Origin of the sequence: Kitasatospora sp. NPDC056181 (assembly GCF_042266225.1) — a bacterium.
Classification (GTDB): Bacteria; Actinomycetota; Actinomycetes; order Streptomycetales; family Streptomycetaceae; genus Kitasatospora.
The window spans coordinates 1-26,089 of sequence record NZ_JBHJUK010000126.1; the positions used below are offsets into that span (position 1 = coordinate 1).

Consider the following 26,089-nt stretch of genomic DNA (forward strand, 5'->3'; position numbering starts at 1 on the left):
CACCGTCGACGGCTTCGTCGGTGCCGCGGTGGACGCCGGTGCCACGGTGCTGAAGCCCGCCGCGAAGTCGCTGTGGGGCTACAGCGGCGTGGTCCAGGCCCCGGACGGGACGATCTGGAAGATCGCGACCTCGGCGAAGAAGGACACCGGTCCCGCCACCCGTGAGATCGACGAGGTCGTCCTGCTGATCGGGGTCGAGGACGTGAAGGCCACCCGGCAGTTCTACGTCGGCCGGGGCCTGAGCGTGGCCAAGAGCTTCGGTGGCAAGTACACCGAGTTCGCCCCGGGCCGGGCCGGTGAGGTCAAGCTGGCACTGTACAAGCGTCGTGCCCTGGCCAAGGACCTCGGCGTGCCCGTCGACGGCACCGGCTCGCACCGCATCGTCCTCGGCGGCACCGCCGACGCCTTCACCGACGCGGACGGGTTCGCCTGGGAGACCGCCGCATCGCCCACCCCCATGCCGTCCTGACTCCCGACCCCCACTCCCGGCCCGCCTGACCCCCCCGTGCGGGTTGATGTTCGACCAGAACAGCGCGGCCGGCCCGCGCCGCCCTGGGCCTCGCCACTGCCGAGGCCACCCGGCGCCCACCGCTGCTGCGCCGGCCACCGCGTGGATGCGGGATAGGTGGCGGGACCGGACCGTACACAGGTGCCACGCTGCCGAATCCGTTCAGCGACAGCGGCTTCGCCGCGCCCCGCATGCCTACCGCAACTGGCGTCAGCCGCTATGACTCGCACGGTGTTCATGGAGGGCTTCCGGTGGATGAGATCTGCTTCGCGGGCCCGAAGTCGTCGGTCATCGACATCGTCCAGGCCGTCGGGAGGGTGCTGCGCCAGGGCTACCGGCAGGGCAAGGTGTCCTGGGTCATCATCCCGGTCTACCTTCCGACGCCGGAGGTTGGCCACGACACGGCGGCCATGGACCCGGCCGAGGTCCACGACGCCGGGGAGGCGATCTCCTGGCTCGCCCGCCGCGCACCACCATCAGGTCGGGCGAGTCGGGGTTCTCCAGGACGACGGGGATGCGGGTCGCGGCCGTCGGTTCGGGCCCGCGACCGGCGAGCCGTGCTCGGACTGCAGCAGCTTGCTCGGTTCGGCCCCTCGCGTGGGTGTGGCGCGAGGGGCCGGGCGGGGGTGGCTCAGTACGGGGGTTTGGTGCCGTTGGGCCACACACAGGGGGAGCTGAAGCCGATGACGAGCGTCCCGTACGAACTGCCGATGCCGTCGATGGAGCTGGTGAACTTGTTGGTCGGGTTGGTGAAGTGGGCGGAGGTGCGCAGCGCTCCGGAGTCGTCCCGCTGGAATCCCATGGACTCGATTCGGGCCCGGAGGTGTTCGACGTATTCGGCCTGGCGGTCCGCCAGGATGCCGGAGAGCCGCTTCTCGGTGATCTCGACGACCCGGCCGTCGTACTCCGAGGGGGCGTCGTTCTTGAAGCAGTTGGTGCCGTTCTCCCGCTCGCTGGCCGTGGTGACGGGTTGGGGCAGGTCGGTGATGGCCTGCCCCGCGTAGTCCGCGGTCTGCTGCTTCGCCTGGGCCTGTGTCATGGTCGGGGCATCGGAGTCCTTGCCGCACGCTGTGATCGTCAACAGCACTCCGGCGGCCAGCGTTGCCGCGATCGTCCGGTGTCGCCTCACTGACCGATCCCGTTGCCTGCGATCACGGCGCCGAACGCCTTGACGGAGACGCTGCCCGGCAGCCAGTAGTGCGAGTGATCGGTACTGCCGGCCGGGAGGTGTTGGGCCCCGAAGTCGTTGTCCACGGGGTCCAGTCCGAAGGCCAGGCTGGTGCTCGCCACGTTTTTGATCATCGTGTCTTCGCTGCCCCGGGCGACGTAGACGTGGGACGGGTCGATGTTCAGGTCCTTGGCGTGGTTGACGCCGACGCCGGGGCTGCCGACCAGGATCACGTCGTCCACGGGCAGGTTGTGCTCGCGCATGGTGAAGCCGACGACGACGGTTCCGTAGCTGTGGCCCATGAGGGTGTTGTGCGAGGGGTTGCCCTCGTGGGTCGTGCGCAGGGCGGTCTGGAACCGTGCCAGGTCGTTCTTGGCGTTCTCGGCGTACGAGTCGGACCCCGCTTCGGTGTACACGTTCTGGGGCGCGGCCATCTCGTCCGTCTTGTCCACGTCGCCGTTGGCCGTGGCGAATCGGGAGGAGGTGCCGGGGACGAAGGTCACGACGTTGTCGGCGGTGTCGGGGTTGTCTCGAGCGGTATCTGGCCGCCCAGGTGCTGGGCGGTTCGTCCGCAACCCTCCAGTGCTGACGGGTTGACGTCGAAAGCGGGCTGCGCATAGGGACTTGGCACGGTTTCCCCCCGTGGGTCAAAGTATGATCTTTTGATTATCGTCAGTATGCGAGCAGTGTCCAGTTGGTGACGTCGGGTTGCGGGAAGGTGGGAGTCCGGCACGGAGTGCGGCACATCGGCCAGTGGATCTCCACGCGGTCGCCTGCCCCGAGGGGCGCGGAAGTGGTGCGCTCGCCAGGAGCCAGGTTGCCGTGCGGCCGCTCTGTGGTCAGCGGCGTTGGGGCGGGCACAGTGGAGTGTCTCGGCCCCTCTCGTAGTGTGGTGCGAGGGGGCTGAGGGTGTTGACGGTTCGGCGTTCTGTGTGCCGGGTCGCTGCCCTGAAACCCGGGTCGCCGGAGGGGGTGCCGGGGGTGCTTTCCTGACGGTCGGTTGCCGTGCCTGCGCCAGAATGCCGCCCGGTGCCGCACATAGTGACTTCATGAGGTCTGTCACGAGCGCCGCCGCTGCTTTGGCCCTGGTCCCGGTGGCCCTGGGGTCGGGTTCCACGGCCCACCCGGCCGTCGCCGCCCCGGCCGGTTCCGCCGTGGTGCGTGAGCAGGTGGCGCCCGGTGTGGTCTACGAGGCGTTCACCGTCCCCACCTCGCAGGGAAGCGCCAGGGTCCACGTGGTGACGGCGGATCTGGAGCGTCCGGGGGTGGTCGCCGACCTGCTCTACCCGGGCGCGGTCGCTGCCCGGAAGACGGTCTCCCGGATGGGGGAGGAGGCCGGGGCCGCCGCTGCGATCAACGGCGACTTCTTCAACATCACCGAGGAGCACCCCGGCGTCCAGGCGACCGGTGCCGCCTCCGGCCCGTCGGTCCTGAACGGCCGGCCACTGAAGGGCGCAGTGCCCGAGGGGCAGCGTTTCGGCCGGACGAGGCCGCTCGGTGACACCGATGAGGACGTGTTCGGTGTGGGGGTGGACGGCAGGGCCCGGATGGACCGTCTGGTGCTGCATGGTCACATCCGCACCTCACAGAGTGAACTGGTGCTGGGCGGCCTCAACCAGTACGCCCTGCCCGTCGACTCGATCGGGGCCTTCACCTCCCAGTGGGGAGAGGTCTCCCGCGCACGCGCCGCGTGCGGGACCGACGACGATCGGGCCGCCCCCTGCACCGGCGACACCTACGAGGTGACCGTCCGCCACGGCCGCATCGCGACGGTCTCCGACGCACCGGGCACCGGCTCCATCGACCCGGACACCACTGTTCTGCTCGGCCGCGAAGCCGGCGCCCGCGCCCTGCGCGGACTGGCCCCGGGCACCCCCGCCGCGGTCGACTACCGCCTCGCCTCCGGCAGCCCGGTGCCGTTCGCCTTCGCCCTCGGCGCCTACCCGCTGATCCGCGACCACCGTCTTCTGCCGGGCCTGGACGACGTCACCGCCGAACCCCGCACGGCCGTCGGCATCGGCCACGGCGGGCACACCCTGCGGCTGCTCTCCACCGACGGGCGCGTCGGCACCTCCACCGGACTCACTCTCGGCGCACTGGCTGGTGTCCTCCACTCCCTGGGCTGCGCCGAGGCCTCCTACCTGGACGGCGGAGGGTCCGCCACCATCACCACCCGGGCCCCCGCCACCGGCCGTGCCGTCGTCCGCAACAACCTCCACCACGACCAGGAAAGACCGGTTCCCAACGGCATCGCGGTCTTCTCGGCGCGTCGCTGACGGCGGCTCGCCAGGGCCACCATGCAGCCGTGAGGAGGCCGAGCGCAGCGGTGGCCACCGGCCCGCCGGCCCAGGCCCGCCGGGGTGCGGTCAGGCGCGGAGGAACTCCAGCACCGCCAGTACCCGGCGGTGGGTCTCCTCGGCCGGGGGCAGGTCCAGCTTCATCAGGATGTTGCCGATGTGCTTGCCCACCGCCGCGTCCGACACCACCAACTCCCGGCAGATCGCCGCGTTGGAACGGCCCTGCGCCATCAGCGCCAGCACCTCGCGTTCGCGCGGGGTCAGCCGTGCGAGAGGGTCCCGGCGGCGGCGCAGCAGCTGCCGGACCACCTCCGGGTCGACCACCGTCCCGCCGCCCGCCACCTCGGCGACCGCCGTCACGAACTCCTCGATCTGGCCGATCCGGTCCTTCAGCAGGTAGCCGACGCCGGAGCCGTCCCCGGAGTCCAGCAGGTCCGCCGCGTACGAGCGCTGCACGTACTGGCTGAGCACGAGGACCGGCAGGCCGGGCTGCCGCTCCCGCAGGGTGACGGCCGCGCGCAGCCCTTCGTCGCTCTGGCCGGGTGGCATCCGGACGTCGGTGACGACGAGGTCCGGCGTGTGCTCCTCCACCGCCGCGCGCAGTGCCCCGGCGTCGCCGACCGCGGCCACCACCTGGTGCCCGAACCTGGCGAGCAGCCCGATCAGCCCCTCCCGGAGCAGCACGCCGTCCTCGGCGAGCACGATCCTCAGGTTCATCGTCCGGCTCCCGCTCCGGTGGTCCGGACCGGGGTGCAGGGGATCTCCACGCGCACCAGGGTCGGTCCGCCGGGCGGACTGCTCACCGTCAGCGTGCCGTCCACGACGGCGACCCGGTCGGCCAGCCCGGTCAGGCCGGTGCCGCGCTCGGGGTCGGCGCCGCCGCGGCCGTCGTCCTGCACCAGGACGGTCAGCCGCCCGTCCGCGTAGCGGCCCTCGACGCTCGCCGTGCGCGCGCCGCTGTGCTTGGCGACGTTGGCGAGCGCCTCGGTGACGGCGAAGTAGCCCGCGGACTCCACCGACGTCGGCAGCCGGGCGGGCAGTGCGAAGCGGACGGCGACCGGGACCGGCGAGCGGTCGGCGGCGTCCGCGCAGGCGTCCGGCAGCCCGCGGTCGGTGAGCACCTGGGGATGGATGCCGTTGATCAACTCCCTCAGTTCGGCCAGGACTTCGCCGGCTTCGCGGTGCGCCTCGGTGAGCCGCCCGGCCAGCGGGCCGTCCTGCGGCGCGTCCAGCCGGGCGAGGCCGAGGGTCATCCGCAGGGCCACCAGGCGCTGTTGGGCGCCGTCGTGCAGGTCGCGCTCGATCCGGCGCCGCTCGGCTTCGAAGGCGTCCACCAACCGGGCCCGGGAGCGTACGAGTTCACCGATCCGCTGTTCCCGGCGGCCCGGCCCGAGCACCAGTCGCACCAGCGCCACCCGGACGGCGGCTGCCCGTGCCAGCAGGTGGGCGAGCAATGGCAGCAGGGCCACGCCGGCCAGCCCGAACAGGCCCGCCGCCCACAGGGAGTGGACCTGCCAGAGCTTGAACACGTTGACCTGCTCGCCGTCCAGCAGGAGCAGCGGCACGGTGGCCACCAGGTACCAGGGGGCGACGACGGCACAGCCGGCCACGGCCAGGTCGAGGGGCCAGAGCACGAATGCCGCGAGCACGGTGAAGCCCAACTCCCGCCAGGTCGCCTGCTCGCGCAAGCGCAGCCGTAGCCAGGCCGTGAGGCCGGGGCGGTCGGGCACGCGGTGCGGGTCCGGCACCCGCCCGCCGTCCAGGAACCGGGCCAGCCGGCGCTCCCAGGCCGCCACCGGAAGACCGACCAGGGCGAGTGCGGCCAGCAGCGGCAGCCCGACCAGCAGGACCGCCAGCACCCCGGCGGCCGCCACGGACAGCAGCAGTCCGGCGCACAGCAGCAGCCCGGTCAGCCCGGTCGCCAGCAGGTACGCGCCCGCCCGCCACGGCGCCGCGGAGGCGCCCGCCCGCCACGGTCCCACGGAGGCGCCCGCCCGCCACGGCTCCGCCGGCCGCGGGGGCCCCGGTGCCGCCGGCCGCGGGGACCTCGGCCCCGCCGTCGGTCCCGACCCCGACCCCGACCCCGGCCGCCACCGCCCGACCATCGCCACCCCTCCCGCCTCCCCGATCACCACCCGCCCCACCCTAGGACGCCCGCCCACGCCCGTCGGTAGGGCTGGCCCTACCTCCCGAAGTGGCCCCTGGCCTGCTGCGCCGCGACGTGCCACGGCGGTTCGCTGGGCCGCATGACAGTTCTGCGGATCGCGCTCAAGTCCCTGAAGGCACGCTGGGCTTCCCTTCTCGGCGCCTTCCTCGCCCTCGCCCTCGGCGTCGCCATGACCGCCGTCATGCTGCTCGGCCTCGCCACCGCGGTCGCCGGGAGCGGCGCCCCCGGCGGGGACGACCTGGTCCCGCTGGTCGCCGCCCTCGGCACCTCCGGCGGTGTGAGCGCGTTCGTCTCGGCGTTCGTCGTCGCCTCCACGTTCTCCTTCGCCGTCGCCCAGCGCCGACGCGAACTCGGCCTGCTCCGGCTCACCGGCGCCACCCGAGCCCAGGTCCGCCGCACCGTGCTCACCGAGGCGCTGCTGCTCGGCACGGCCGCCTCCGCGACCGGTTGCCTGCTCGGCCGGCTCGGCGCCCCCGCGTTCGTCCGGCAGCTGGCCGAGATCGGCATGGCCCCGCCCGGTTTCACCCTCGCCCCCGCCCCCTGGCCGCTGCCCACCGCCTTCGGTACCGGTCTGCTGACCGCTCTCACCGCCGTTGCCGTCGCCGCCCGCCGGGCCGGCCGGGTCGGCCCGCTGGACGCCCTGCGCACGGCCGACCTCGACACCGGCGTGCTGACCGCCGGCCGCCTCCTCACCGGCGTCGGCCTGCTGCTCACCGCCGCCGCACTGGCCGGCTCCGCACTCGCCACCGACCCCGCCGACCTGCTGCACCGCAAGACCTACACCACACAGCCGATGTGGCTGATCTCCGCGGCCGGCCTGCTCTCCCCGCTCCTCGCCCCGCCGCTGATCCGCCTGCTCGGCCGGGCCCTGCCCACCCGGTCCGCCGGCTACGCGGGCCGCCTGGTGCCCGCCAACGCGGCCGCCGCGCTCCGCCGGACGGGCGCGGTGGCCGCACCGGTCCTGGTCTCGGTGGCACTGGCCGGTTCGCTGGCGGGCGCACTGGACACGGTGGGCGCCGCCCGCGCCGCAGAGGCCCGGGCGCGCACCGCGGCCGACCTGGTCGTCGTCCCGGCCACCAGCGGCCCCGCCGGTCCTACCGGTCCCAGCGGCCCCCTGCTCGCAGCACTGCGCGCGGTTCCCGGCGTGGCCGCCGTTTCGCCCACCGCGCCGACCACCCTCTCCCTCGTCGGGCCCGACGGCGCGACCGCCCGCGCCGAGGCCCGGGCGTCCACCGACCCGGCCGCCCTCGCAGTCCTCGCCCGGCTGCCCCTGCTGGCCGGCTCGACGGCCGACCTCGACGACAACTCCCTCGTCCTGCCCGCCGAACGGGGCCACACCACGGTCGGCGAACAGGTCCCGGTGATCCGTGCCGACGGCAGCCGGACGACCCTGCGAGTGGCCGCCGTCCTGCGCGACGGCCTCAGCGACAACGGCCTGTACGTGACCGCCGCCAACGCCCCGGGCGCCCGCCCTGACCGCATCGACGTGCGCCTCACCACCCCCGGCGGCCACGACGCCGTGCGCACCACCCGCGCCGCCGTCCTGCCGTACGGCGCCACCGTGCTCACCCGGGAGGAGTGGCTCGCCGCCCACGCGCCCGCCGACACCCGCACGGCGTGGCTGCGCATGGTCCTCGTACTCGGCCCGGCCCTCCTCTACACCGGCATCGCGCTCGCCAACACGCTGCTCATGGCCACCACCGACCGACGCCGCGAACTTGCCCTGCTCCGGCTGGCCGGCGCGACCCGCGCCCAGGTCGTGCGCCTGGTGACCGCCGAGTCGCTCCTGGTGGTGGCGGTCGGCGCCGGGCTCGGCTGCGCCGTGACAGCCGTCCAACTCGGCACCATGCACGCCGCGCTGGCGGTGCTCCACGTCCCGGCACCGATCGTCCTGCCGTGGCGCCCCGTCACCGCGGTGACGGCCGGCGCGCTGCTCCTCACTGTGGCCTGCGCCGCGCCGGCCGCAGCCGGGGCGCTGCGGCCCCGGCCTGTCACGGTCGCCACCCGCTGAAACCGGACCTGCGCCGCACCGAACCTCCTCATCCAGCCGCAGTCTTGGCGGCTCACTACTCCGGTCGGCCTTGGGGGAGTGTGTGCGGCTGTGTCTCCTCTGGCTTCCGGTGAGCTTGTGGCCATGGGCGTGAAGCCGGCGCCGGATTGCCTCCCACGGCGTGGATGGTCTCCGTGCCCGATGACGACGGCGTGGCCGAGACGCTGTTCTCTCCGGCCCCCGGGCCCGGTGGATGTACGCCTCCCCGTCACGCGAAATTCACAGACCGGGGTCTACCCGCATAGAAAGCGGTGGGTCATCCTGGTGCGGTACTGGCCCTCGAAGTCCGCCACTTGTTGCCCCGGATCCGCGGGCGGCAGTGCCGGACGGATCGGTCGTCCCTCACACCAGGGCACTGGCGCGTCCACAGCACTTCGTACGACCTCTTCGTCCGGGCCGGTTTCGTCCGCCCGGCGCCGGGCTTCCCGTCCTCCTGCCGAGGCTCGGCGGGATCCGGGGGCCGTGTCCGAGGCTCACCATCCTCACCGGGAGATGCAGATGAAGCCACGCACCGCAGCCACCGTCGTCGCCCTGGCCGTGGCCGGCCTCGCTGTCTCGGCGCCCACGGCCGGCGCGAGCGGTACCAAGCTGTCGCAGTCGACGGCCGCCGGTCAGTTCAGAAACGCCGGTATCACATGGAGTTCCAGTGGCGGCTGTACCACCAGGTCCAACTCCAGCTGCACCTCGTTCGAGCAGATCAACTCGGGCACGGTGAGTACCATCATCACCCTCAAGCAGGCCAGCGGCTGTGCCATCAACATCACGGGCGGGACCGAGGTGGGCCACGCCTCCGGCACCTACAGCCACTACAACGGCTACAAGGTCGACATCTCCCGCAGTTCCTGCATCGACGGTTACATTCAGAACAGCTTCACTTACATCGGCTACCGGGGCGACGGCTACCCGCAGTGGAAGGCCGCCTCGGGCAACCTGTACTGCAACGAGGGCAGCCACTGGGACATCCTCGTCTACTGACGCCGACCTCGGGTGCCGGCCCCGAGGGGCGCCGGCACCACGGTGGAACCGGCGTGCAGCGATGCGGCCGGGGGGAGTTGACCGAGCAGCAGACTGCCGTCTTGGACGCCCTGCACACCGCCTGGACGGTGCGGAACGTAGGACCACTCCAGCGGACGTGACCTTCAGCGCGAGCTCCGGCGTCTCCTTCGGGCCGCTGGTCCACGGGGCCCCGACCTTCGTGGCGGCTCCCTGAGATGGCCTGGTGCGGGCGCAGGACGGCGCGTCCGGGAGGATCGCCTCCATGACCACCCATTCCCCGGCCGCCGGCCCCGGCGGGCACCTGGCCACCGTCCGCGAGGTGGCCCTCCTCTGGGCCTGGCACCACCCTGAGCCGTTCCCCGAAGTGCCGCCCGACGAGAAGCCCGACCTGGTGTACCTGGACCTGACCGTGGCCGGCTGCGTCTCGACCTATCTCGGCAACGGCGGCATCCCCGGCCAGGGCCATCCCGACATCCTCCGCACCTGCCTGCCGGAGCTTCGGGCAGCCGTCGCCCTGCTGGGACGCTCCGCGGAGTACCACGAGGGCCTTACGGCCTTCCGGCGCCTGCTCACGATGGCGGAGCTGATCCTCGCCGACGGGTCCTGAGCCGGCCGCCGGCTCGTGTCCGTCCCGGCCCCGCCGCCCGGTCCGCTGCTGCACGGCCCCGCCCTTGCCGGGCCCGTTGGGTCTGGCTGCGCCTGGTCGTCCTGGTTGTCCTGGTCGTCCTTGTCGGTCCCTCCGGTCTTCAGTCGATCCGGAAGCGCAGCGAGGGCGAGCCGTAGTAGAAGTGCGATGTCGCGATCAGCGGGTCGTGCGTCTGGCGGTCGGCCCGTGCCCACGCCTTGAGGCCCAGGTGCATGCCGTCGCCGGTGAGGATCCCGGCCCGGCCGTCCTCGGTCCGGTTCAGCGTCCAGGTCTGCAGGGCGTTCCCGTCGCAGACCGCCTGGCGGACGGGGGCGCCGTCGGCGGTGGTTCCGGTGTGGGTCAGGCAGAGCCCCGAGCGCGCGTTGCGCACCGATATCTGCCGGTTCGTGCCCCGTACGGGGACCAGGTCCCAGGACTGTGCGGGACTTCCCGTGCAGGGCGCCTCGTACGGCTGTGCCGCGGCGGCGTCCGCGATGTCCATGCAGAGCCCGGTGGAGTCGATGCGCAGCCTGGTGCGGTCGACCGGCGGCGCGCCCGGGGAGGGCTTGGCCGCCGACGCGGTGGGCGATGCGGTGGTCGGCCCTGCAGGGCTGCTGGACCGGCCTGCGGTGGGTGACGGGGAAGGCTCCAGTGTTCCGGCGACAGTGTCCGGCGGGGTCGTCCGGGTCGAGGGCGGCGGGGCGGCCGGCCGGCCGTCGCCCTCGGGCGCCCCCACGTACACGGCGGTTGCGAGGGCTCCGGCGACCGCGAGGGTGGCCGTGGTGACCGCGATCCACGAGGGCACGCCCAGAACGCCGGCCGGCGAGGCTCCGACGCCCCCGGTGGCCCCGGCGCCCCCGGCGGCGGGAGCTGCGGTGGTCGGGGCGGAGGCCGGCGCTGCCTGCCAGGTCAGCGCTGCTCCGGCTCCCGGGCCGGCCGGCAGCAGGAGGGGCAGTGCGGCGCGCAGACGGCTGTTGAGGTCCTTGATGTCGTCGAAGGCGAGCCGGCAGGGGGCACAGTCGGTCAGGTGGCCTGCCAGGGCCCGGTCCGGTCCCCGCTCGGATCGGCGCACGGCCCTGGCCAGCTGCGCGCTGTGGTGGTCGCACTCCGCGGACCGGCCCGGGCGGCGTGCATGGGCCGTCAGGTAGGCCTCGCGCAGGCCCTCGCGGGCGCGTTCGGCCAGCGACCACACTCCGCTCGTGCTCAGCCCCAGCGCCGGGCCCACGCTCCGGGCGTTCCTGCCCTCGATGACCGTGTGCCACAGCACCTGCTGCCAGCGGTCGGGCAGGGAGCGGAAGCTGCGCGCGATCAGTGCGTCGTTCTCGCGCTGCAGCGCGATCTGCTCGCCGCTCGCGGCAGTCGGTAGAGCGGTGGTGAGGTGTTCGACGTCGCCGGTGGGCAGTGCGCGGTGGCCGCCGGCCGCCCAGTCTGCGGCCAGGTGCCGGACGACGGTGAACAGGTAGGGGCGCCACGGGCCGGTGGGACCGGCGCCCGCGAGCAGCGCGCTCAGGGTCCGGGTGAACGCCTCGGCGGTGAGGTCCTCCGCGGTGTGCGGGTCACGGGTGCAGGCGCGGGCGTGGGCCAGGACGGCCGCACGGTGACGGCCGTACAGTTCGGCGGTCGCCTGCTCACAGCCGTTCCGGACCAGGGGCGTCAGTTCGTCGTCGGGCAGGTCGGTGAGCGGGGCGGCGATGCCGTCCGCGGCGTTCCCGGTGGACGGCGGACCCCCGTCCTGCCGTGCGGCGCCGTGGTCGCGACCGGTCTCGGACGGTGGGCCGTGGTGCGCCTGCATGCTGCTCCGTTCGCTGAAGGCCTTGCCGAGAGGTGTCCCCGGCGACTGACCGTCCCGTCTCCTGCCGGGTCTTCGTACTGAAGGGCACGGTTACCCGGCCGGCCGCCTCCCGGTGTCGTGTCGGCGGCCGGCCGGGCGGTGGTCCGTCAGCGCTGCGTGCGTGCCCGGCGGCCGCCGCCCCGGTTCCGGCGTCGGAAGAGAAGCGCCCCGGCAGCTGTCAGTGTGGCCCCGGCAGCAGCGGTCAGGGCCAGCGCGGTGCCGTTCCCGCCCGTGTGGGCGAGGTTCGCGTCGGCGCCGGCGCCGGCACCGGTGTCGCCGGAGCGGCCGGCCGTGGGGGCGGGCGTGGCGTGGGCAGTTGCCTCGGTGGCCTCGGTTGTCTGGGAGGCCTGGGGGGCCTGGGCGGAGGCCGTCGGGTCGTCCGGGCCCGTCGGGTCGTCGGTGTCCGCCGGCTCGTCCTGACCGTCCGGATCCGGCACGGGGGATGCGGGGGCGGAGGCGGTGGGGTTGCCGGGCGGCACCACCACGGCGGGCGCGGTGGTCGTACCGGTGGGTGCGGTGACGCCGTTGACGGTGATGGTGACGGTGGCCTTGTCCGCGTCCAGTGCGCCGACCGTCACGGTCAGCTTCGCAGCCGTGTCGTGGAGGGTGGTGACCGCGCCGTCGCGGTCACCCGCGGACGTCGAGAGCGGGTTGGCACTCCGGTAGGAGTCGCCGGAAACCCGGTAGGCGTAGACGCCCTTCAGACGGCCGTCCAGGGACCCTGCCGGGCGGCGGTACTCCAGGACGAGCCGGTCGTGACCCAGCGGCACCTCCAGGGCGCGAACGCCCTTTTCGTCGCCGTACAGGGGGCGCAGGGTGAAGCTGCCGGAGGCGGTCACCCGCTGGTGCTCGCCGGGTGCGAGCCATCCGGCGTGGATGAGCTGGGTGGCCGAGAGGCCGAGGGCAGCGCCTCCACCGCCCATGGGCGACTTCCTTCCCATCTCCGCAGGGGCGCCGCAGGCACCCAGGTCGCCGCCTGCGCAGACCCGGCGCGGCTGGTGGGGCAGGCCGAGGTTGTGGCCGAACTCGTGGGCGACGGCCGCCAACGTCGGGCCGCCCTTGCCGGCCTTCAGCCAGCTGACAGGGCCGCCGACCTGTGCCAGCCCGGCCCAGGCGCAGGGCACCCGGGGCAGGACGATGGACAGGCTGTCGTAGTCCTTGCCCTTGGTCAGGCCTCGCTGCGGCAGCTGGCGTTCGACCTCCTGACGGGCCGCACGCGGGTCGCAGTTCGCGTGCCAGGGCAGGGTCAGGGGCCCGACGACCTTGTCCGGGACGGCGGGGACGTAGGAGAGGCGGCCGCGGGAGACGGCACGGTAGTAGCTCTGCAACGAGCCCTCCGCTCCGAAGTACCGCTGCGCGATGCCCGCCTTGTCCGTTCCGGCCTCGGCATGGTGCTGGTCCTCGAAGTCCGCCAGGACCACCAGGACGCGGTTGGTGCGGGTCTCGTCCGCCGCGGCCGGGGCGGCCCCTGTCACGGCGACGGACGCCAGTACGGCGAAGGAGGCTGCCCCGGCCGCGGCCCGGACGATGTTGAACTGCATGGCGCTCTGTGCTCCTGCGTTGAAGAGATGTGGCACAGGTGGGACCGCGGTACGCCGATCCCCTCCCGCGCCGTGACGCATTCGTTATCCGCCGACGCCGACGCCCTTACGGATGTGCCGGGGCGGGCGAGCCGGGTTCGGCCCGCCCGCCCGGCTCGGGGCTGGAACGACGACGGGCTGTGCGCCGCCTGTGCGCCGGCTGCCGCCAGGCCGCCGCCCACCAGCGCACCCGCCGACCGCGCACCCGCCAGGAGGCCGACCGTGACCGTCGGCCGCCGAAGCCGCGGCCGCCGAGGAGAAACGACGCGGCTCCAGGTGGCGCTGCTCCTGACCCCGCCTCACCCTGGCGCAGGCCGCTGACCTGCACTGAGGAGTTCCGCCCCCGGCGCTGCTGAGTTCGCCCGTGGGCGTACGCCCACGGGCGAACCCAGCCGCACGATTGCCGCTCACGGCCTCATGCCCGGACGGGGCCCACCCGGCAGGGTTGTCCATGTGATCGAAGTCAACGAACTCACCAAGCGCTACGGCGGCAAGACCGCCGTCGACCAGCTGTCCTTCACCGTGCGGCCGGGCCAGGTCACCGGCTTCCTCGGCCCCAACGGAGCAGGCAAGTCCACCACCCTGAGGATGATCCTCGGCCTGGAGGCGCCCACCGGCGGCGCCGCCACCGTCAGCGGGGTCCCCTTCCGCAGCCACGGCCGGGGCCTGCGGCACGTCGGCGCCCTCCTCGACGCGGGTCAGGTCCACGGCGGACGCACCGCCACGGCCCATCTGTCCGCCCTGGCCCGCAGCAACGGGATCACCCGGCGCCGGGTGGACGAGGTGCTGCACGAGGTGGGCCTGGCCGATGCGGCGGGCCGCCGCATCGGCGGGTTCTCGCTCGGCATGAAGCAGCGGCTGGGGGTCGCCACGGCCCTGCTCGGCGATCCGCCGGTGCTGATGTTCGACGAGCCGGTCAACGGTATGGACCCCGAAGGTGTGCTCTGGATGCGTCGCCTCTTCCGGCGCCTCGCGACCGAGGGCCGTACGGTCTTCCTCTCCAGCCACCTCATGTCGGAGATGGAGAACACCGCCGACCAGCTCGTGGTCATCGGCCGGGGCCGGCTCATCGCCGCCGAGTCGGTACAGGACTTCGCGGCCCGCGGCACCGCCCTCGGCGTGGTGGTGGGCACGCGGCAGGCAGCCGAGCTGACTGCGGTGCTCACCGCCGCCGGCGCATCGGTCGAGCCTGAGGGATCGGCAGGCACCGAGAAGCTCCTCGTGACCGGACTGCCGACGGACCGGATCGCCGCGCTCGCCTTCGAGCACCGGATCCTGCTGCACGAGCTGACCGCCCGGACCGCCTCCCTGGAGGAGGCCTTCATGGAACTCACCGCCGACAGCATCGAATACCAGGCAGGACAGGCCCGATGACCACGTACGCCCCAGCCATCGCGACCGCCTCGGCCGTCTCCCTCGCCGAGCCGCCCGCCCGCTTCCGCGACCTGATCGCCTCCGAATGGATCAAGACGCGGTCCCTGCGCTCCACCCCGTGGGTCCTGGCGTTCATCACCCTGTTCGTCATCGGGTCCGGCGCCGTGGCCACGCTCTCCGACAAGGCCGCGGGCTCCGAACCCACCGGCTTCCTGGCCTACGACGCCTTCTCCGCACCCGGCTACATGACGCTGATACTCGTCGCCGGCAGTATGGGCGCCCTCACCGTCGTGAGCGAGTACGGCAGTGGCCTGATCCGCACCACCACCGTGGCCGTCCCCGACCGTGGCGCGGTGGTGCTGGCCAAGGCAGTCGTCACCGCCGCGCTGTGGACCGCAGTCGGCACGGCCGCCTCCATCGGATCCTTCCTGGTCTCCCAGGCCCTCCTTGACCGGCACGACGCCGGCGTTGCGATCACCCACGCCGATGTGTTCCGGCCGATGCTGGCCTCCGCGCTGCTGGCCCCGGTGTGCGCCCTGACCGGCCTGGGCCTCGGCGTCCTGCTCCGGCACGCAGCCGGGACCATGCTCACCAGCGTCTTCACCCTGCTGATGCTGCCCACCATGTTCTCGGAGAGCAACCGTTGGTTGGCGGACGTCAAACACACCATGGTGTCGGCTGCCTGGACCCGTCTGGTCCAGACTTGGGAGCCGGATCCCGGATCCCTGGGCTACACCGCCACGCTCCCCGGCTCCTGGACGGTGTACGCCCTGTGGCCGCTGGTCACGGTCGCCCTCGCAGTGGTCGTCGTACGGCACCGCGATGTGTGAACGTGCCTCCGGGAACCGCGCGTCCCGCAGGCACAGGGACAAGGCCCCGAAGCTCCTCGCAGCCTCAACGAACTCGGAGTGCGGGCGGCCCCGGGCCCGGGTGCTGATCGTCGCTGAGGAGATCTTGCGCAGCCCTCACGGCCGCCCGGGAGATCGGGGCCCACGCCCCGTACTGCCGGGTGGTCCCCACGGTGTACGGGACCAGCCCGCGGGTGGAGGACGCGGACCGTGTCGAGTGGTCCAGGGTGCCCGTGGCGGCGCTGCGCGCTGAGCTTCGCGCACCCTGGACAACTCGGCCCGTCCCCGGAGTGGGCCGGCCATCAGGCAGCCCTCCGCTGTGACGGCCGATCACCCTGCGAGCGCTGCCCGGAAGGCGCCGTCCGCTCCCCGGCACGAGCAGTCGGGCGGGGCCGGCCTCCTACGTCTCGTGCGGGGAAGGCGGGCGACGCCGTTGATGCCGTGGGGCCGACCCGGTCAGCCTGCCTGGCGCAGCAGATCGTCGGGGTAGTTCCCTGCCCACTGCCCGGTGATGTCGGTGATGTCGGTGATGGCGTAGCGGCGGACCGAGGCGTGCCAGACGAGTTGTCCGCGTAGGTTCAGGGCGATGTTCTCGCAGTGGTCGAGGGCGGCTGTGCGGACGTCGGGGGGCAGTTGCCGGCGCCGGAGTTCTGTGGGGAGGTGTTCGAGGATGCGGCTGACCACTTGGGCGTGTTCAGTGACCCGGCCGGCGACCTGGTCCACTGCTTCCTGCAAGGAGCAGCCCTGTGCCTGCATGGTGAGGGAGACGGCGTTGTAGGGGTAGCCGGTGATGCTTTCCCGCTCGACGGAGAACACGTCGTTGACCAGGGCGATGTGCAGTGATCCTGCCTGGCGGAGAGTGCTCATCGTCTGGCAGTTGCGCACGCTGTCGGGGAGGTGGAGCGGCAGGCGCAGTTCGTCGAGGTCCCACAGCCATGGCATGCCGACCGAGTACATCCGCCACCCGAGGTACTCGGGGAGTTCCGGTATTCGGCCGACGGCCTTGAGCTCTGCCTCCAGGGCGTAGGAGCGCAAGAACGCCTCGAAGTCGGAGACGAAGACGCGCTGCCAGCTCGCCGGCCGGCCCGTGCGCGTTTCCTTCCACAGTTCGTGCAGGGCGTCGGCGACCGGGGACTGCGGCGCGGGAACGTCGTGCAGGATCCCGCACAGCTCCTCGATGCACCTCGCACGGGACCCCGGCTGCTCGTCCGGGTCGTCTTCGTCGAGCTGGTCATCGATGCGGAACGTCAGGGCCAGCCACTTCAGCCCCAGTGACAGCATGTCGAGTCCGGCTCGCGGCCATACGTAGGCGCCCGACAGGTCGGCCCCGGTGTTGAGCATGCGGGCGCGGGCCCTGGGTGTCGCCGCCAGCCCGCGGAGATCGATCCACTCCCACATGATCTTGGAAGCTTCCTGCAGGTGAGGGTTGCGTTCCAGTGGGAACGGAGCATGGAAGTCTGGCATACGGATTTCTGTCACGGCCCGCCCCTGTGTCTCTCGTGTCGTGCCTGGGGCCTGCCGGCTCCCCGGCCTCATCAAGATCACCAGAATACGGTGGGCATACAAACACAGTGCGTCGCTCCGAGGAGCTGCGGCGCCACGAGGTACCGACGGTCCCCGGGCCGGGCGTCGTGGGGGCGAGGTGAGCAGGTCTGTCCCGCCCCCCTGAGCAGGGGGAATTTCAACGGTCCCCATCACCGCGGCCCCTGCGGCTGCTGCTGGTCCTTGCTGCGCTCCGCGCGTTCCCGTGCCCGCCCCCGGTGACGCCGCAGGCGCCACCCCCACACCCCGCACACAGGGGCCGCCAGGCCCCGACGTCCTCCTGCTGCGCCTGGAGACATCGAACAAGGCGCTGCGCCCGGGCGCTCGGCGATCTTTGGCTGCACGGCTTGGAGGACTTGGAGGCCTTGAACGCCTTGGAGGCCTTGGGCGGCAACACTGCGGTCTGGCAGGAGGTGTGGCGGCGGGAAGGGAAGGGCCGGGCTGGGCGGAGCCTTGGCGGCTCGTTACTCCGGTCGGCCTTGGGGGGGTGTGTGCGGTTGTGCCTGCTCTGGCGTGTTGTCGGCGAGCCTGTGGCCTTGGGCGTGGAGCCAGCGTCGGATTGCCTCCGTGTGGCGGACGGCGGTTGCGTGCAGGGCCGGACCGGTCTTCGCGGCGGCGCTCTCGCGGCCGATTCGGGCGGCGTCCTGTTCGGCGGCCTCGACGACGGCGCTTGCGACCCAGTCGTCGAGGACTCCGTCGTTCTTCCACCGGGTGAGCCGGTTGCGCGCGGCCCGGTGGGCAGCCTGGGCTTCGGCTGCCTTCGTCTGTTGAGCGGCCCGCTCCCAGTACCGCGTGCGGTTGGCGAGGTACGCGTCGATGGCGCTGCGGGCCATGGCCTCGTCCCGTCCGGGATCGTGCTGAGGGCTCGTCATGCGGGAAGAATAAGGGAGCGTCGACGGGTCGGCTCGCTGCCCGCTCCGGCGGGTACGGCCGGCGAGGGGCAAGCGCGCGCAGCGGGGGATCTGCCTCGTCGAGCCGGACCGGGACCTCGCCCCCGTCGGCATGCCGATCGGCGCGGGCACCGGGCCCGTACGGCTCACGCCGGGTGGCCGCGCTGCTGGACTGCGAGGGCCTCCTGGGCGGCTGCCGAAGGCTCCGGCAGGAAGCTCTGCACTGTGAGGCCCCGTCGGCCGTCCGGTCACCTACGGCGACGAGTTCGCCTTCGGACCGGACCTCATCCTCGACGGCCTCCAGCAGGCGGCGGGCTGACGGGCCACCGGCGAGCCCGCCCACGCCACGGCCGGCCGGCCCAGCGCCCTCGACGCCTGGAACATCTGCCGGCGCAGCTTCTGGACCGAGCCGGCCGCGGCGAGGCCGCCCGGGACGAAGAAGACCCACGACAGTCCGGTGGCCGCCGAGGCCGTTGCCGCGGAGGAGCGAACAGGTCACCGACGCCGGCGGCGGCCTCCCGGTTCGGACCCAGCCGCAGGGCCGGCGTCGACCCCGCCGACCGCCCGGCCGGGGCGGACGTGACGAGCACGAACGGGGACCGCGCACAGCAGCAGCGTGGAAGCCGGCGGCATGGCCTGGTCGAGGAAGTCGAACGCACCCAGCCGGTGCCACAGGTACTCCTGGGGCCGCAACGGGACGCCCGCCTCAGGCGCCCGGGGCCTGCGGCGGACGAGGGTGGGGGCGAAAGCGCACCCCGTCCGGGAGGACAGACGCATGCTGCACTACTCGCTCCACCAGCTGCGTGAGGCCGATCTGCTGCGCGAGGCGGACCGGCGGCGGGCCGTCCGTGCCGTGGTCGACCGCCGGTCGTGCCGCGCCCGGGCCGCGGAGCGCGTCCGCCGGCTCGTCCCCGCCCAGATGCGGCGGCGGGCCGCCCGGGCCTGAACCCGGCCCCTGCCGCGGGCCCGGTCCGCACCATTGGACCGGGCCCGCGTCCTGCCCGGCGGAGGTTTCCGCCGGAGCCCTCGGTGAATCGTCGGCCGCCCCGGCCGCACTTCCCTCCTCCAGCAGCGCGGGGGGTCGGCCCGCGGAGGCCGTCTGGTGGGGCCGTCACCTGTCCATGTACTGTCACATTTCATGACCATCGCCCGCCCCGCCAAGCTGGCCGTCACCCTCGCCGGTGCGCTGGCAGCGCTGCTGCTCCCGACCGCCGCCCCGGCCCAGGCGCAGTCCGCCTGCTCCACGGCCACCGCCGCGCCGGCCGACACCCAGGCCGACGCCCCCGCCGAGGGAGGAGCCGACCCCGAGCAGGCCCGGCTCCGGGACGCGCGGACCGCCGCCTTCACCGAACGGGCCGGCCTCGGCGACTTCGTCCACCGCTTCCCGGCCGCGCTGTGCACCACCCGCAGCGCCGCGGAGGCCGAGCGCCTGGTCGACGCCTGGGGCGAGGCGCTCTGGCAGGCGGCGGTCAACCGGGCCCAGGGCCGGCGCACCGGCGGTGACCTGCCCGCCCGGGACGACCGCCCGCTGTACTGGACCCGGCTGGCCATGACCGTCCGACTCGCCCAGTGGCAGCCCGACTTCACCGTGGACGCCGGCCGGCTGCGGCAGCGGTTCGAGGACGCCTCGCGCGGCCTGCGGGACAACGGCTTCAGCGGAGCCCCGGACGTGCGCCGGGTGTTCGTCAGCGGCTTCGACCCGTTCGGCCTCGACACCGAGCTGCGCCGGGCCAACCCCTCCGGCTCGGCCGTCCTCCAGCTGAACGGCCGGCGGATCACCCTGGCCGACGGCACCCGGGCCGAGATCCGGGCCGTCGTGCTGCCGGTGCGCTACGGCGACTTCGACCGCGGCATCGTCGAGCGCGCCTTCGGCCCGCGCCTCGCGCCCGGGCCGTGCGCCGCCGACCAGATCACCACGATCAGCCAGGGCTATCCCGGGCTGTTCACCCTGGAGGCGTGGGCGGGCCGCGCCCGCTCCGCCGACCCCTACCCGGACAACGTCGGCGCCCTCTCCGGCGGCACCCGCGACCACCCGGTCACCGCCCCGGGCCTCGGCCCCGGCGCGGAGTTCATCGCGACCTCTCTGCCCGCCGAGGAGATGACCGCCGTCCAACAGCCGTTCCCGGTCCGGCTGAACAGCGCCGTCACCGAGATCCCGGCCGGCGGCGACCAGCCGGTCGACCGCGAGGACGGCCCGACCCCCGGCTCGCGCGCCGTGGCGGGGGGCGGCGGCGGGTACCTGTCCAACGAAGTGGCCTACCGCTCCAACCGGTTGCGGCTCGAACTCGCCCCGGACCTGCCGGGCGGCCACCTGCACACCCCGGTCCTGACCGGCCTGCCCGCACTGCCCGACCAGCTCACCGGACCCGACCTGGAACGGAACGAGGCCGCCATCACCGACGAGGTGCTGGACATCCTGCGCCACGCCACCCCCTGAGCGGCCCCGCCGGCACCCGGGGCGTCCTCGATCGCGGCCGGGAACGGGTGCTCGGGGGCGGAGCCGGCAGTCCGGCGAGTCCGGAGACTCCGGCGAGTAGGGCGAGTAGGGCGAGTACGGCCTGGGGCCGTGGTGCGACGGGTTCGCCGTCGTCCTCGACGTCGGTGGGACGACGCGCTTGCGAGCGGGGCGGAGGACCGGTCACAGGTGCTGACAGTCCTTGATCCATGCGGTAAGCCTGTCCGTGCGGTACGGCGGCGTCGAGGGATCCGGGGGAGCGGTGCGGGGGCTGCGGTTCACTGTCATGGGGCTGATCCTGCTCACCGGCGGGATCGTCTGGGGGTTCACTGCGATCGAGTCCAGCGTGGGGGAGTGCGGGTCCGTGTTCGCCCCGGCCGGCCCCCGGGTCGGGCACCCCGACCCGGACACGTACACCTACACCCCGGAGCCCGCGGAGTGCGCCACGATTCGTGACGATCACCGGCCGCTGGTCTTCCTGGTGATCATCGCGGGGCTGACCGTCCTCGGCGGCGGGCTGGTCGAGCTGCGGACGGAACGGGCCGCCCGACGGAAGCCGCAGTGGGCGCCCCCACCCCCACCACAACCGGAACCGGCGAGGCGTCAGGGCCCGCCGGGGCCACCGCCGATCACGAACCCGCGGCTCTGACCCGCGGCTCTGACCCGCACCCGTCTCGTGCGCGGTGAGCCCCGCCCCGGGGGTTCCTCGACGCCCTTCGTCAAGGCTGCGCAGGCCATGCGGGTGCGGTTGCGCAGGTGCGGGTCTCGTAGCGGGTGCCGTCTCGGAGCACGGCGAACAGGACGCTGATGCGTTGGCGGGCGAGGCGCAGGAGGGCTGCTGTCAGGCGTCGAGTACCTGGCTGTCGCGCCTGACGACCGGCGGTTCCGTCGACCACGGGAAGTTGATCCAGTCGTCGGTCTTCTTCCACACGTACTCGCACTTCACCAGGGAGTGCGACTTCTCGTAGATGACGGCGGACCGCACCTCGGCGACGTGGTCGAGGCAGAAGTCGTGGACCAGCTTCAGCGTCTTGCCGGTGTCGGCGACGTCATCGGCGATCAGGACCTTCCTGCCGGAGAAGTCGATCGCATCGGGGACGGGTGCCAGCATGACGGGCATTTCGAGCGTCGTGCCCACGCCGGTGTAGAACTCGACGTTCACGAGGTGGATGTTCTTGCAGTCCAGCGCGTACGCCAGACCGCCGGCCACGAACACGCCGCCGCGGGCGATGCTCAGGATCACGTCGGGCTCGTACCCGTCGTCGGCGATCGTCTGCGCGAGTTCGCGTACCGCCCGGCCGAATGTCTGGTAGTCCAGCGTCTCACGCACGTCGGTCACAGCGTTCAGTGTGCCTGCCGGCCCGCCCGGCGGCGAGCACCGGCACGCCCCGGGCGGAAGCGAGGTCTTTCATGCGGCCGCCATCGGTGCCGCTGTCGCGCACCGGTTCGCCGTGAGGTGATGAGGGCGGGGGCGGAGACGGTGTGGGCGAGTGGGGCGGTCAGAGCGAGGGAGGTGACGCCGGCGGCCAGGTCAAGGGTGGTGTAGGTGGCGATGGAGCGGGCCATGCGGTGTGGTGGGACGCGTTCTTGGAGGGCCAGCATCACCGGCAGGACACAGAACGGGATGAAGGTACTGAGAGCAAAGGTGCTCAGGAGGGCGGCGGTGATGTCCGGGCTGAGGGCGACGCCCAGTTCGCCGATGCCGGTGGCGAGATAGCCCAGGGTCATGAGGTGACGGAGGTTCCGACGGGCGCTCTGTCTGCCCAGGATGAGGTTGCCGAGGACCATGCCCCAGGCCGAAGCGGCCATCAGAACGCCGTAGTACGCCGAGGTGAGCTGGAAGTGGTCGTGGACGAGGAGCGGGACTCCGAGCATGACGGGGCCGAAGCTGAGGAGCTTGTCGGCCAGCGCGGTGGTGAGGATCCAGCGAAGGGTGCGGTCGGCCCAGAGCGCGCGCCAGACGTGGTGCATCGGGTCCCGGAGCCGGCTGTGGGCCGCGCGCACGGCGGAAGGCCCGGCGCCATCGGGCAGCAGAGTGGCGAACAGCAGGGCTGCCACCAGGAAGCTGGCGGCGTCCAGGAGATAGAGCGGAGCGGCGCCGCACAGGCCCAGGAGCAGGCCGCCGAGGACGGGCCCGACGGTCTGTACGAGGGACGATGTGGTGTAGAACAGGACGCTCTTGGCCGGGCCTTCGGTATCGCGGTCGATGAGCAGGGCCAGTTGCTTGCTGAAGCAGGGGGTGTACAGGGCGGAGGCGCCGGCGATGGCCGCGGCGGCCACCGTGAGTGCCATCAGTTCGTAGCGGCGGGGCGCGATGACGGGGAGTGCGGCGAACAGGGCGCCCGCCACGCAGGTGAACAGCAGGGTGTACTTGGGTCGCAGGTGGTCGAGGCTGCGCCCGGCGGCGACCAGGATGATCAGGCGCGGGAGCGTCTCCAGGAGCGTCAGTGCGCCGAGCAGGGTCGTGGAGCCGCTGGCTGTGGCACTCCAGATGAGCGCCACGGTGAACAGCTGGTCGCCGAGTCTGGAGAGTGCCTGCCCGCACCACAGGCCGAACAGGGACGGGCGGCGCAGGAGGCGGGCGACGCCCGGGGCGGACACGGCCGGCGGTGCCGGGGCACGGCGGGTCGCCTTATGACGGGTGAACATGGGTGCGTGCCCGGGTTGGCGGAGTGGGAGGGGACGCCGATGGGGTGACCAGGCCGGTCACACTGCGTGCGGGTGTGCGAATGCTGTGTTCGATGAGATCGGTGATCTGCAGGTCGTCGGCCCGTTCCAACTGGTCGGCCAGGGTGTGCGGGAGGGGAGCGCCGGTCAGGGTGTGCCAGGCATGGCTGGTGACGCGAGTGCTCGGGGTGTCGGTGTGGTGGCGCAGATACGCGATGCCGCAGTCACGCAGCCGCCCGGGGGCGTCTTGGCCCGCGTTGTCGAGGAGGTCCTCCAGGAGTTCGGCGACGAGGGGAGCCTGCGTGGCGGCGCAGGCCGCGGTGGCCATGAGCACCCCGCAGTCCGCGTACATGCGGAGTTCGACGTCGAGGTGTCGCAGCATCAGCTCGTCATGGAACCGGTGAGCAGTACCTCGACGCTCACGAACTGCCCCGGCCCCGCTGGCGGCGCCAAGGACAGTGATCAAGGAAAACCAAGATCCTCGACAGAGTCGCTCGGTCCACCAGCACGCTGCCGGGCCCCTGAGAGGTCATCACAGCCAGGGCGTGGTACAGCGGCCGTGCGGACCTCCTGGGCGAGGCGTCGACAGGGTGGTCGTGCATGGTGTCCGCCCCGCCCGTGTGGTGCTGTGCGGGGCGGGCGGGGCGGTTCGGCTACCGGCGCGAGCGGGTTCAGTACATGGTGCTGCAGCCGACGTAGTTGCCCACTGGCCGGTTCGAGGTCAGGCTGATGTCCATCTCGCTGACGCAGACGTACTTGTAGCTGCCGGCGGTCTTGTCGTCGGTCCAGTCGCCCTGCGCGCTGGCACCGTTGGTGATGGTGTAGCTCGGTCCGGTCGGGCCCGTCTGGTAGGTGTAGAGCTGAGCCGTGCAGGTGACCGCCACTCCGGTCGGGGTGTCGGCGTTCATGGCGAGCTGGACCTGACGGGTGGGCTGCCAGACGGTGTTCATCTGCCCATGGCAGTAGTTCAGGTTCGGGACCGTGTAGACGGTGCCCGAGGCCTGCGGGGTCTGCGTGGCGGCGGTAGCGCTCGACACGGCGAGCGTTCCGAGCGAGCAGGCTGCGGCAGCAAGCACAGCGGCCCGCTTGACGATGCGGTTCATGACGTCCCCCAAAGGTGTAAATCGAGTACAGGCCGTCGTACGGCTCACGGTTGCGACGGCGGTGGCCAGTGCACACCAGGTGCGGATGTTCTGTACAAAACGGAGATGACGGGCATGTGCACGACGTGCCCCTCCAGGAGGCTGTCCTGACGGAGAGCCGAGTGAAGACGCCCGGTGCTGGTCCCCCCCGATCCCGCCGGTCCCGCTCTCCGTGCCTTCACTTCCATAGACGTGCACCCCCGCGGGAGGTTGCAGGGGGATTCGGAGGAAAGCGTGTGGACAGGTAGGCCCGCATGTTCCGGTGCCGCGTATGTGAGGTCCCAGAATGCGAAGCAGTCACCGCGGGTGGTCGCGCGAGACGTATTGGCTCCGTGGGGCGCCGACTTCGGCGGCGACGTTGGCGGTGGTGACCTGGTTGTAGCCGAGAGCTTGGGCGACTTCCTTCTTCTCTGGCCTTCGTCCTGGGTGGTGAGGCGGTCGGGTGGTCCGGGGTTCGCGCCTGGGCCGTGGGTCTTCTGCGCGTTTGGCGAAGCCGTCCGCGCCGACCGCGGCCTGGGCGCACCGTACCGCTCCGTGCTCGGCGACGGGCCCTGACCCTGCTAGCCTGGCCCGCCCGCCCGGGCGTCCGGGAACTGCAGCGCGGCACCTGGATCGCCCTGATCGACAGCAGCATCTCTCAATGCTCGTGCGGATACAGCCAGACGGGCATGCCGGCAAGGTCGGCGGGCTCGCACGCGTACCGCGGCCACACATGCGCGTGCAGCAACTCGTCGGTGTCGCCGAGGATCTCCACGGCGACGATCAAGACCTCTGCATCCCACCCGACGGCGGCGTCGGGTCCTCCCGGACCGGGCCTGTCACCGGGTGTTGCGGCCCGTGCGGGCGGCCACGTGCTCCACACGGATCGGTTCTCTGCGTTGGGCTAGCGTCTGAGCATGCAAACGAAGACGTCTCCGGCACAGCCCGAGCACGAACTGGTGGCCACCAGCACCACCGTCGTCTACACGAACCGCTGGATGACGGTCCGCGAGGACAAGACCCTGCGGCACGACGGTGTCGAGGGCGTCTACGGCCTGGTGGAGAAGCCCGACTTCGCGCTCGTCGTCCCGTATGCCGACGGCGGGTTCCATCTCGTCGAGCAGTACCGGTACCCGGTCCAGGGGCGCTACTGGGAGTTCCCTCAAGGCTCCTGGGAGGACAAGCCGGAGGCGGACCCGCTCGCCCTCGCCCGTGGTGAACTCGCCGAGGAGACCGGGCTGACCGCCGGCGCCATGACGCCGTTGGGGCACCTGTTCGCGGCCTACGGATTCTGCAACCAGGGCTTCCACGTTCTTCTTGCAACGGACCTCACCACCGGCGAGACCAACCTCGACGAGACGGAGGCGGGCCTGATCAGTCGCTGGTTCTCCGAAGCGGAGGTCTGGCAGCTCATCGCCGAAGGCCGTTTCAAGGACGCACCCTCCATCGCCGCCCTGGCCCTCTTCCAGCGCCATCGCGCAGAGCACAGCGAACAGCCGCACACCGGGACCAGCCAACTGACCGCGTGAAGACGGGCGTGCCAAAGGCCCGCGCCGGGTACTGTCGGACCAACGCCGCCCACCGTCCGGCCGGCCGCCCGGAGGCCGGTGAGAATCGGCCCGCAGCCGGTTCGTCCCTGCCCCTGGTGGCCACCCTGTACCGGGCCGCCACAAGCCTGGATCGCGAACGGACTTGGCTACCTGCGACGCCGTCGGACTGGCGTCCTGTCCCGCCGATTCCACCGGAACCGGCCACCGGCGCCAGATGGTGGATCCACCTCCCCTCCGCGGCCCGGGCCCCGGCCGGCCTGTGGGATCACGGACCTGCACGGACCGGCGCGGACTTCCTGGCACGCTCGACGAAGCGGCGGGGGCGCCGGGGGGGGCCCCCGGGCGCCCCCGGCCCGCGCCCGGGGGCGGGGTGGTGGGTTTTAAAAAAAAAAAAACACACCCCAAACGGGTGTGATAATG

The 26,089-nt window shown here is 72.6% G+C and carries 24 protein-coding genes; 11 read left to right on the forward strand and 13 right to left on the reverse strand.

The window, feature by feature from the left end:
* On the forward strand, positions 1–469 hold a 469-nt coding region (locus tag ACFC1F_RS33585; protein WP_376164059.1), incomplete at its 5' end, for a glyoxalase.
* A 670-nt stretch (positions 470–1,139) separates the two neighbouring features.
* On the opposite strand, the gene ACFC1F_RS33590 is transcribed toward ACFC1F_RS33585, so the two are convergent.
* Together ACFC1F_RS33590 and ACFC1F_RS33595 are read right to left on the reverse strand one after the other, a co-directional pair.
* Complete coding sequence (locus tag ACFC1F_RS33590; protein ID WP_376164061.1) at positions 1,140–1,589, reverse strand: hypothetical protein; 450 nt, start codon at positions 1,587–1,589, stop codon at positions 1,140–1,142.
* A 44-nt stretch (positions 1,590–1,633) separates the two neighbouring features.
* Positions 1,634–2,179, reverse strand: a complete 546-nt coding sequence (locus tag ACFC1F_RS33595) for an alpha/beta hydrolase (RefSeq protein WP_376164063.1) — start codon at positions 2,177–2,179, stop codon at positions 1,634–1,636.
* Between the two features lie 546 nt (positions 2,180–2,725).
* On the opposite strand from ACFC1F_RS33595, the gene ACFC1F_RS33600 reads away from it, so the two are divergent.
* On the forward strand, positions 2,726–3,952 hold the full coding sequence (locus ACFC1F_RS33600; protein ID WP_376164065.1) for a phosphodiester glycosidase family protein: 1,227 nt from the start codon (positions 2,726–2,728) through the stop codon (positions 3,950–3,952).
* Positions 3,953–4,042: 90 nt separating this feature from the next.
* Here the strand turns inward: ACFC1F_RS33600 and ACFC1F_RS33605 are convergent, their stop codons facing one another.
* Together ACFC1F_RS33605 and ACFC1F_RS33610 are read right to left on the reverse strand one after the other, a co-directional pair.
* Positions 4,043–4,690, reverse strand: coding sequence for a response regulator (locus tag ACFC1F_RS33605; protein WP_376164066.1), 648 nt, complete (start codon positions 4,688–4,690; stop codon positions 4,043–4,045).
* A complete protein-coding gene (locus tag ACFC1F_RS33610; protein ID WP_376164068.1) occupies positions 4,687–5,955 on the reverse strand; it encodes a sensor domain-containing protein in 1,269 nt (422 codons plus the stop codon). The genes ACFC1F_RS33605 and ACFC1F_RS33610 overlap by 4 nt, the downstream gene beginning before the upstream one ends.
* Before the next feature lie 264 nt (positions 5,956–6,219).
* On the opposite strand from ACFC1F_RS33610, the gene ACFC1F_RS33615 reads away from it, so the two are divergent.
* The 3 genes from ACFC1F_RS33615 (at position 6,220) to ACFC1F_RS33625 (ending at position 9,793) form a co-directional block, all read left to right on the forward strand.
* The gene (locus ACFC1F_RS33615) at positions 6,220–8,151 is read left to right on the forward strand and encodes an FtsX-like permease family protein (protein ID WP_376164070.1); all 1,932 of its coding nucleotides are present in this window, start codon (positions 6,220–6,222) and stop codon (positions 8,149–8,151) included.
* Between the two features lie 531 nt (positions 8,152–8,682).
* A complete protein-coding gene (locus ACFC1F_RS33620; RefSeq protein ID WP_376164072.1) occupies positions 8,683–9,165 on the forward strand; it encodes a hypothetical protein in 483 nt (160 codons plus the stop codon).
* A 283-nt stretch (positions 9,166–9,448) separates the two neighbouring features.
* Entirely contained in the window at positions 9,449–9,793 is a 345-nt protein-coding gene (locus ACFC1F_RS33625) for a hypothetical protein (RefSeq protein WP_376164074.1), read from the forward strand.
* 139 nt (positions 9,794–9,932) lie between these two features.
* On the opposite strand, the gene ACFC1F_RS33630 is transcribed toward ACFC1F_RS33625, so the two are convergent.
* Together ACFC1F_RS33630 and ACFC1F_RS33635 are read right to left on the reverse strand one after the other, a co-directional pair.
* Positions 9,933–11,603, reverse strand: coding sequence for a sigma-70 family RNA polymerase sigma factor (locus ACFC1F_RS33630; RefSeq protein WP_376164075.1), 1,671 nt, complete (start codon positions 11,601–11,603; stop codon positions 9,933–9,935).
* Positions 11,604–11,749: 146 nt separating this feature from the next.
* Positions 11,750–13,183, reverse strand: coding sequence for an LPXTG cell wall anchor domain-containing protein (locus ACFC1F_RS33635; RefSeq protein WP_376164077.1), 1,434 nt, complete (start codon positions 13,181–13,183; stop codon positions 11,750–11,752).
* 492 nt (positions 13,184–13,675) lie between these two features.
* On the opposite strand from ACFC1F_RS33635, the gene ACFC1F_RS33640 reads away from it, so the two are divergent.
* Both ACFC1F_RS33640 and ACFC1F_RS33645 read left to right on the forward strand, forming a co-directional pair.
* The gene (locus tag ACFC1F_RS33640) at positions 13,676–14,596 is read left to right on the forward strand and encodes an ABC transporter ATP-binding protein (RefSeq protein WP_376164079.1); all 921 of its coding nucleotides are present in this window, start codon (positions 13,676–13,678) and stop codon (positions 14,594–14,596) included.
* Complete coding sequence (locus ACFC1F_RS33645) at positions 14,593–15,426, forward strand: ABC transporter permease (protein WP_376164081.1); 834 nt, start codon at positions 14,593–14,595, stop codon at positions 15,424–15,426. Before ACFC1F_RS33640 ends, ACFC1F_RS33645 begins: the two co-directional genes overlap by 4 nt.
* Positions 15,427–15,900: 474 nt before the next feature.
* Here ACFC1F_RS33645 and ACFC1F_RS33650 read toward each other — a convergent pair whose 3' ends face one another.
* Complete coding sequence (locus tag ACFC1F_RS33650) at positions 15,901–16,908, reverse strand: terpene synthase family protein (RefSeq protein WP_376164083.1); 1,008 nt, start codon at positions 16,906–16,908, stop codon at positions 15,901–15,903.
* A 542-nt stretch (positions 16,909–17,450) separates the two neighbouring features.
* On the reverse strand, positions 17,451–17,858 hold the full coding sequence (locus ACFC1F_RS33655) for a hypothetical protein (RefSeq protein WP_376164085.1): 408 nt from the start codon (positions 17,856–17,858) through the stop codon (positions 17,451–17,453).
* 793 nt (positions 17,859–18,651) lie between these two features.
* On the opposite strand from ACFC1F_RS33655, the gene ACFC1F_RS33660 reads away from it, so the two are divergent.
* The 3 genes from ACFC1F_RS33660 (at position 18,652) to ACFC1F_RS33670 (ending at position 20,980) form a co-directional block, all read left to right on the forward strand.
* Positions 18,652–18,822, forward strand: coding sequence for a hypothetical protein (locus ACFC1F_RS33660; RefSeq protein ID WP_376164087.1), 171 nt, complete (start codon positions 18,652–18,654; stop codon positions 18,820–18,822).
* Positions 18,823–19,014: 192 nt separating this feature from the next.
* Positions 19,015–20,313 (forward strand): pyroglutamyl peptidase, encoded by a 1,299-nt coding sequence (locus ACFC1F_RS33665; RefSeq protein WP_376164089.1) that lies wholly within the window; start codon positions 19,015–19,017, stop codon positions 20,311–20,313.
* 220 nt (positions 20,314–20,533) lie between these two features.
* Positions 20,534–20,980: a hypothetical protein gene (locus ACFC1F_RS33670; protein ID WP_376164091.1), complete on the forward strand. Its 447-nt coding sequence runs from the start codon at positions 20,534–20,536 to the stop codon at positions 20,978–20,980.
* 192 nt (positions 20,981–21,172) lie between these two features.
* Here ACFC1F_RS33670 and ACFC1F_RS33675 read toward each other — a convergent pair whose 3' ends face one another.
* The 5 genes from ACFC1F_RS33675 to ACFC1F_RS33695 all read right to left on the reverse strand — a co-directional run bounded on the left by ACFC1F_RS33675 (position 21,173) and on the right by ACFC1F_RS33695 (position 24,906).
* Positions 21,173–21,670, reverse strand: coding sequence for a phosphoribosyltransferase (locus ACFC1F_RS33675; RefSeq protein WP_209412806.1), 498 nt, complete (start codon positions 21,668–21,670; stop codon positions 21,173–21,175).
* Between the two features lie 5 nt (positions 21,671–21,675).
* Positions 21,676–22,980, reverse strand: a complete 1,305-nt coding sequence (locus tag ACFC1F_RS33680) for an MFS transporter (RefSeq protein WP_376164093.1) — start codon at positions 22,978–22,980, stop codon at positions 21,676–21,678.
* Complete coding sequence (locus tag ACFC1F_RS33685) at positions 22,964–23,380, reverse strand: hypothetical protein (RefSeq protein ID WP_376164094.1); 417 nt, start codon at positions 23,378–23,380, stop codon at positions 22,964–22,966. Before ACFC1F_RS33685 ends, ACFC1F_RS33680 begins: the two co-directional genes overlap by 17 nt.
* A 289-nt stretch (positions 23,381–23,669) precedes the next feature.
* On the reverse strand, positions 23,670–24,035 hold the full coding sequence (locus tag ACFC1F_RS33690) for a hypothetical protein (protein WP_376164096.1): 366 nt from the start codon (positions 24,033–24,035) through the stop codon (positions 23,670–23,672).
* Positions 24,036–24,777: 742 nt separating this feature from the next.
* Positions 24,778–24,906 (reverse strand): hypothetical protein, encoded by a 129-nt coding sequence (locus tag ACFC1F_RS33695; protein ID WP_376164098.1) that lies wholly within the window; start codon positions 24,904–24,906, stop codon positions 24,778–24,780.
* Between the two features lie 130 nt (positions 24,907–25,036).
* Between ACFC1F_RS33695 and ACFC1F_RS33700 the strand changes: the two genes are divergently transcribed.
* Entirely contained in the window at positions 25,037–25,648 is a 612-nt protein-coding gene (locus tag ACFC1F_RS33700) for an NUDIX domain-containing protein (protein WP_376164100.1), read from the forward strand.
* Positions 25,649–26,089 lie beyond the last annotated feature (441 nt).

Coding starts and splice junctions, on each gene's coding strand:
- ACFC1F_RS33600 (WP_376164065.1), top strand. CDS start 2,726: ATGAGGTCTGTCACGAGCGCCGCCGCTGCTTTGGCCCTGGTCCCGGTG.
- ACFC1F_RS33605 (WP_376164066.1), bottom strand. CDS start 4,690: ATGAACCTGAGGATCGTGCTCGCCGAGGACGGCGTGCTGCTCCGGGAG.
- ACFC1F_RS33615 (WP_376164070.1), top strand. CDS start 6,220: ATGACAGTTCTGCGGATCGCGCTCAAGTCCCTGAAGGCACGCTGGGCT.
- ACFC1F_RS33620 (WP_376164072.1), top strand. CDS start 8,683: ATGCAGATGAAGCCACGCACCGCAGCCACCGTCGTCGCCCTGGCCGTG.
- ACFC1F_RS33625 (WP_376164074.1), top strand. CDS start 9,449: ATGACCACCCATTCCCCGGCCGCCGGCCCCGGCGGGCACCTGGCCACC.
- ACFC1F_RS33630 (WP_376164075.1), bottom strand. CDS start 11,603: ATGCAGGCGCACCACGGCCCACCGTCCGAGACCGGTCGCGACCACGGC.
- ACFC1F_RS33635 (WP_376164077.1), bottom strand. CDS start 13,183: ATGCAGTTCAACATCGTCCGGGCCGCGGCCGGGGCAGCCTCCTTCGCC.
- ACFC1F_RS33645 (WP_376164081.1), top strand. CDS start 14,593: ATGACCACGTACGCCCCAGCCATCGCGACCGCCTCGGCCGTCTCCCTC.
- ACFC1F_RS33650 (WP_376164083.1), bottom strand. CDS start 16,908: ATGCCAGACTTCCATGCTCCGTTCCCACTGGAACGCAACCCTCACCTG.
- ACFC1F_RS33655 (WP_376164085.1), bottom strand. CDS start 17,858: ATGACGAGCCCTCAGCACGATCCCGGACGGGACGAGGCCATGGCCCGC.
- ACFC1F_RS33660 (WP_376164087.1), top strand. CDS start 18,652: ATGCTGCACTACTCGCTCCACCAGCTGCGTGAGGCCGATCTGCTGCGC.
- ACFC1F_RS33665 (WP_376164089.1), top strand. CDS start 19,015: ATGACCATCGCCCGCCCCGCCAAGCTGGCCGTCACCCTCGCCGGTGCG.
- ACFC1F_RS33680 (WP_376164093.1), bottom strand. CDS start 22,980: ATGTTCACCCGTCATAAGGCGACCCGCCGTGCCCCGGCACCGCCGGCC.
- ACFC1F_RS33685 (WP_376164094.1), bottom strand. CDS start 23,380: ATGCTGCGACACCTCGACGTCGAACTCCGCATGTACGCGGACTGCGGG.
- ACFC1F_RS33700 (WP_376164100.1), top strand. CDS start 25,037: ATGCAAACGAAGACGTCTCCGGCACAGCCCGAGCACGAACTGGTGGCC.